The sequence below is a fragment of the Candidatus Atribacteria bacterium genome, from assembly GCA_011056645.1.
GTDB classification, from domain to species: domain Bacteria; phylum Atribacterota; class Phoenicimicrobiia; order Phoenicimicrobiales; family Phoenicimicrobiaceae; genus Sediminicultor; species Sediminicultor quartus.
This window is the reverse complement of the sequence record DSEL01000146.1, coordinates 1-5,800: the sequence shown is the minus strand read 5'-3', so window position 1 is coordinate 5,800 and position 5,800 is coordinate 1. Positions and strand designations below refer to the sequence as shown.

At 33.4% G+C, this 5,800-nt stretch carries 6 protein-coding genes; 3 read left to right on the top strand and 3 right to left on the bottom strand.

Going from position 1 to position 5,800, the window contains the following annotated elements; genetic code table 11:
- Positions 1-197: 197 nt before the first annotated feature.
- The 3 genes from ENO17_05635 (at position 198) to ENO17_05625 (ending at position 3,468) form a co-directional block, all read left to right on the top strand.
- Positions 198-1,373: an MFS transporter gene (locus ENO17_05635; GenBank protein ID HER24507.1), complete on the top strand. Its 1,176-nt coding sequence runs from the start codon at positions 198-200 to the stop codon at positions 1,371-1,373.
- 66 nt (positions 1,374-1,439) lie between these two features.
- Positions 1,440-2,228: an HAD family hydrolase gene (locus ENO17_05630; GenBank protein ID HER24506.1), complete on the top strand. Its 789-nt coding sequence runs from the start codon at positions 1,440-1,442 to the stop codon at positions 2,226-2,228.
- A gap of 115 nt (positions 2,229-2,343) precedes the next feature.
- Entirely contained in the window at positions 2,344-3,468 is a 1,125-nt protein-coding gene (locus ENO17_05625; protein ID HER24505.1) for a polysaccharide deacetylase family protein, read from the top strand.
- A 51-nt stretch (positions 3,469-3,519) separates the two neighbouring features.
- Here ENO17_05625 and ENO17_05620 read toward each other — a convergent pair whose 3' ends face one another.
- The 3 genes from ENO17_05620 to ENO17_05610 all read right to left on the bottom strand — a co-directional run.
- On the bottom strand, positions 3,520-4,224 hold the full coding sequence (locus ENO17_05620; GenBank protein ID HER24504.1) for an ABC transporter ATP-binding protein: 705 nt from the start codon (positions 4,222-4,224) through the stop codon (positions 3,520-3,522).
- A complete protein-coding gene (locus tag ENO17_05615) occupies positions 4,217-4,990 on the bottom strand; it encodes an ABC transporter ATP-binding protein (protein ID HER24503.1) in 774 nt (257 codons plus the stop codon). Before ENO17_05615 ends, ENO17_05620 begins: the two co-directional genes overlap by 8 nt.
- Positions 4,990-5,800 (bottom strand): branched-chain amino acid ABC transporter permease (locus ENO17_05610; GenBank protein ID HER24502.1); only part of this gene is annotated, 811 nt, incomplete at its 5' end. The genes ENO17_05615 and ENO17_05610, both read right to left, overlap by 1 nt.

Below are 5,800 nucleotides of genomic sequence, written 5' to 3'. Positions count from 1 at the left end.
TTCGTAAATAGTATCTGTGGGTTAGCGCACAGCAAGTAGATTTAGTTGCCCGATTAACTCTGATTGAGAAATGAATATTTTTAAGAATTTGAAGAATTAGTAATAAATTAATCAACCAATATAAACCGGTTAACTGGCATACTATATACTAACGGCTATTCACTATTCGCTTTGCGATTAATTTAAGGAGCCTCTTAATGAAATTTTGGATTAAACTCCGTCAATCGTTATTTATTGACCAAAATGTTTCGGTATTATCTTTAACAGTTCTGTTTATTCTAATTGCTTTTTTTAGCTGGTATCCTATTCTCCCTATTTATCTTCAGGAATTAGGGGCAAATGATTTTCAAGTGGGTTTCTCCTATAGCTTACTTGCCCTATCATCTACTTTGATACAACTCTTGGGAGGAATACTTTCTGACCAATTTGGCCGTAAGCTGTTAATAATTATTCCCAGCTTTTTCTTTCCCCTTCTATATTTTTTGGCTGGTAATTCTTCTCATTGGATCACTTTAATCATTTTTCTCACCATTGCAAATAGCCTGAGTGCTCTTCAATTACCCTCTTTCTATTCCATGATTGCCGAATCTGTTCCAAAAATAAAAAGGGGTAGAGCCTATAGCGAATTTGAATTATTTGTAGTTTTAGGTATCACCATAGGTCCAGCTATGGGGATGATATTGATTCCACGAATCTCAATAAAATACTTATTTTATCTTAATTCTTTAATTACTTTTCTCTGTGCTTTGATTAGAATAGTTTGGTTAAAAGAGACACATTACCACCGTACGAAATTAAATATATTTGATTCTTTTAAAAACCTATTTAATAAAAAATATTTGTATGTTATCTTTGCTCTTTCTTCTCTTTTTCTTTTGTTTAATCTTACCACAAATGGACCTTTCATTTCTTTATATGCTAAGGAAATACTAAATTTGGATAAGTCTAAAATAAATTTACTTTTTGCATTAGGAGGGTTTGCGGCAGTTATCTACAGTATGTGGGGAGGAAAAATAATTGATAAATGGGGAAGCAAAAATGTATTATCCTATAGTGGATTGGGACTGGGGATATTTATGATCTTGTGGAGCTTGAGTTCTCTTTGGTGGATAACTATCGCTCTATTTACTATTTTATATATTTTTTTTCAGAGTTGTTATATTGCTTATGGTTCATTGTTGGCCAATATCACACACCGAGAATCAAGAGGGTTGGTAATTGGTTTTATCGGTACCTGTACTGGTTTAGTTGGATCGATTGGACCTTCCTTGGGAGGATATTTAAAATTGCAGTTTAGCCCTTCATCACCCTTCTGGGCTGGATTGACTTTTGCCTTGATAACTTCTCTCTTACTTATAAAAGTAAAAGAATAAGTTCTTATTGCCCTCAGTAATAATCTGTTTATTAAATTAGTGTATCGGCTAAAATAGTGATAAAATATGTTAAATAAAAGGAGGATGAAGATGAAAGAAACAAATAATAATGAAGTGATAAAATATAAAGTAATATTTTTTGATTTTGGTGGGACATTAATGTGTGCTGAAAGTGATAATATTGCTCATTTACATATGATGAAAGAGATTATTCAAAGATATAATCTTCCTGCCTCCCCGCAAAATATGGTAATCAAATACAATTCTTACCTATTTACCAAGGAAATGACTTTGCGAGATACAAACCCTAAAGAAAAATCCTTTACCCCTCTTCGTGAATCTACCAGAAAAGCTTTTATGGGAGTGCTTTCAGAATATAATATCCGCCCCTCAAATGAAGACTACTATTGGTTTAAAGAAATTTATTTCAAAAATCATAAAGAATATGTAAAACTATTTCCCGAAAGCATTGAAATTATCAACTACTTAAAAAATCACAAGGCAATTCATATTGGAATTATCAGTGATATAGATAATGATTATCTGGATTTTCAATTCAATGTCTTTGGGATTAAAGAAATGTTTGATTCTATTACCACTTCAGAAGACGTAAAATCTTATAAACCTGAACCAAAAATCTTTCAAATAGCCTTAAATAAAGCTGGTTCGCCGGCAAAGGCATCAATTATGATCGGTGATTCTTACAAGAAAGATATCATCGGGGGAAAAAATATTGGAATGACTACTATCTGGATAAATAAATTCTGCCTAAATAATAATGATCATGATAAAGCAGACTTTATAGTCAAAGATTTAAAAGAGATATTTCCTATATTAAAGGAACTTATTCAATAACTACTTTTCTGTTCTTTACAATCTTAATATTCACAAATCCTTCAAATATAGTGAGATATAGTATGTTACAATATATCATAAGATAATTTTTTATAATATAATATAAGGAAATAATATGTTTTTATATCAAGAAAATTTACTTGCTTTTTCCATTAAAAAATATAAATTACCATCACCGTTCCGATTATTTATAGCTGCCTTTATGGTAATTTTTCTCTTGTTTTATCAGAGTAATTTTTTAATTACAAAAAATACTGCTTATGCTCAGGAAGATACCCTTATCACTATTTTAACTTATCATGATTTCACTGCAGGAGAAGGGGATAGTTATAAAATAAATATCACTAACTTTGAAAATCAGATGAATTATTTAGCTGCTCATCATTATTCGGTAATCTCTCTTTCTGAACTACTTAAAGGACTAAGAAATGGTCAGCTTCCTGCAAAAACAATTGTAATTACCATTGACGATGGTTTTAAATCTACGTACACTTTAGCCTACCCTATCTTGAAAAAATATAACTTTCCAGCTACTCTCTTCCTGTACACCAATTTCATCGAAAGAAATAGCTATAGTCTTACCTGGAAAGAAATTAAAGAGATGACTAAAAATAACATAGAAATTGGTTCACATACCTTAAGCCATTGCAACCTCTTGAAATATCAGGAAAACGAAAATTATGAGACTTATCTGGATCGAATTAGAAAGGAAATTATTTTGTCAAAAGAAATTTTAGAAAGTAAAATAGGAGAAAAAGTAAAATTCTTCGCCTATCCCTATGGCATTTACAGCTCTTCAGTAAAAGATGTAGTTATCCAGGCAGATTATGAAGGAATTCTAAATGCGAATAGTATGAATAATACTCTTAATGCCGATCCCCTTTCTCTAAATCGACAAATAATTTTTGGTCAAAATTCCTTTAATTCTTTTATCCAGATATTAAATCAACGACCTTTTTGTATTTCACATATCTTCCCTTATGACGGTACAATAGAAACTAACCAACTTGTCAAAATAGGGGCAATTTTAGAAGATGATAATTATGATGTAGAAACTTTATCTATGAAATTGGGAGGGGCAAAAGTAAAATTTGATTTTAGCCTAGAAAATCGAGAAATTTCTTTTGCCCCTGATGTTCTAAAACCTTTAATTAAAAAGTCTTATATTGTTAATATTACTGCTCTTGACAAAAATAGCCCTTACACGCGAAAAACTTCCTGGCTAATTACGGTAAAATAATAAAAAATGATTTGCTTTTAAGGGAATCTATATAATTTATCCTCGATAATTTTATTCTCCGAGATAAGCTTTTTTTACTCTCTCGTCTTTTAAAAGCTCTTCTCCGGTTCCTTGCAAAACAATCTTCCCGGTCTCCAAAACATAAGCATAATCAGCAATTTTCAAGGCAGCAAAAGCATTTTGTTCAATTAATAAAACCGTTATGCCATCCTCTTGAATTTTTTTAATAATATCAAAAATTTCCTTCACTAATAAAGGCGCCAAGCCCAATGAAGGCTCATCCATCATTAACAGTTTTGGCCGTGACATTAGTCCCCGGGAAATAGCTAACATCTGTTGTTCTCCACCTGACAGTGTACCACCTTTTTGCCATAATCTTTCTTTTACTCGAGGAAACAACTCATAAACCCATGCCAGGTCTTTTTCAATTTCACTGGTGTCGCTCCGGGCAAAAGCACCTAAGTTTAAATTTTCCTGAACGGTTAAATTAGGGAATATTTTCCTTCCTTCCGGAATGAGTGCAACACCTTTTTGAACAATCTTGTTCGTAGGAATATTGGTTATTTCGTTATTATTAAACTTTATTTTGCCTTCCTGCGGTTTAATCAAGCCACAGATGGTTCTTAAAGTAGTGCTTTTACCTGCACCATTTGCTCCGATTAAGGTGACAATTTTCCCAATGGGAACATTAAATGAAATTCCTTTTAAGGCATGTATGCCACCAAAAAAAACATTCAAATTATCAATCTTAAGCATAGTCTACATCCACCCCCAAATAAGCCTTGATGACTTCCGGATTACCTTGAATTTCTGCAGGATTTCCCTCTGCAATCGTAACTCCATAATCCATAACTAAAATCCTTCTACATATTCCCATGACTACCTTCATATCATGTTCTATTAAAAAAATGGTTAAATCGAAATCATCCTGGATTTTTTGAATAAAACCCATCAACTCTTTGGTTTCCTGAGGATTCATTCCGGCTGCCGGCTCATCTAAGAGCAATAACTTGGGTCCGGTAGCTAAAGCCCGGACAATCTCCAATTTCCTCTGCTGACCATAAGGAAGACTTCCTGCTTTCTCCAGTTTACAGTGTTCTAATTCTACCTTCTCTAATAATTCCATTGACTTATGATAAATACTTTCTTCTTCACGGACATAATTAGGAAATTTAAAAATGGCGGAGGTAAGGTTTGATTGTAAGTGAAGATGAAAACCAATCATGACATTGTCGATTACGGTCAGGTTATCCATAAGCCTCATATTCTGGAAAGTTCGGGCAATGCCTGCTTTGGCAATTTTGTCAGGTTTCATTCCCGTTATATCTCTATCTTGAAAATAAATCTTATTCATCGTTGGTGTATATATTCCAGTAATCATATTAAAGACGGTCGTCTTTCCCGCACCGTTTGGACCGATTAATCCAATGAGCTCTCCAGGGATAATTTTCAGCTTGAAATTATTCACTGCTGTCAAACCACCAAACTTCATAGTGATATTATCGATATTTAATAATTCCATTACTTAGTACTCCCTTCAGAAGATTTTTTATTTGTGGATAATTTGTTAAAAAAGTGAAAAAATCCTTCCCAGGAGAACTCAAATCCTCCCAATAATCCCTTTTGCTTGTACAGGATAATAATCAATAGTAAAACTGAGAAAGTGACCATCCTTAAACCAGGTATCGCAGGCATGGTAACTGGTCCAATTTGGAAACCTGCTTCTATGGGACGTAGATATTCCAGAAAGAAATTAAATAAAAAGGCGGCCAAAACTGTTCCGGTAATACTACCTAATCCGCCCATCACTACCACAATCAAAATATTAAAAGTCATGACAAACATAAATGCCTTTGGGTCTATGGTTGTTAGCAGACAGGCAAATAATCCTCCAGCAACCCCGGCAAAAAAAGCGCTAATGGTAAAAGACATGACTTTATGATAAGTCAAATTAATCCCAATAACCTCAGCAGCTATTTCATTTTCCCTGATTGCCATCAATGCTCTGCCATAACTGCTATCAATTAATCCTTTAATTATATAAATGGTAACAACAGCTACCCCTACTGACCACCAAAGATTAGTAAATTCCGGGATCCCTTTAATTCCCAATGCTCCATTGGTTATGTTGGGGAGATTATTGGCAATAATTCTAATAATTTCCGCAAAACCCAAAGTAGCTATGCCTAAATAATCCCCTTTCAGCCTTAATACGGGCAATCCGATTATTAATGCTGCAAATGCTGCAAATAATCCACTCAAGAATAGGGCAATGATAAAAGGAGCATGTATAACCGTGAATGGCCAGGCTAAAGGTTCAAGTATATAAATC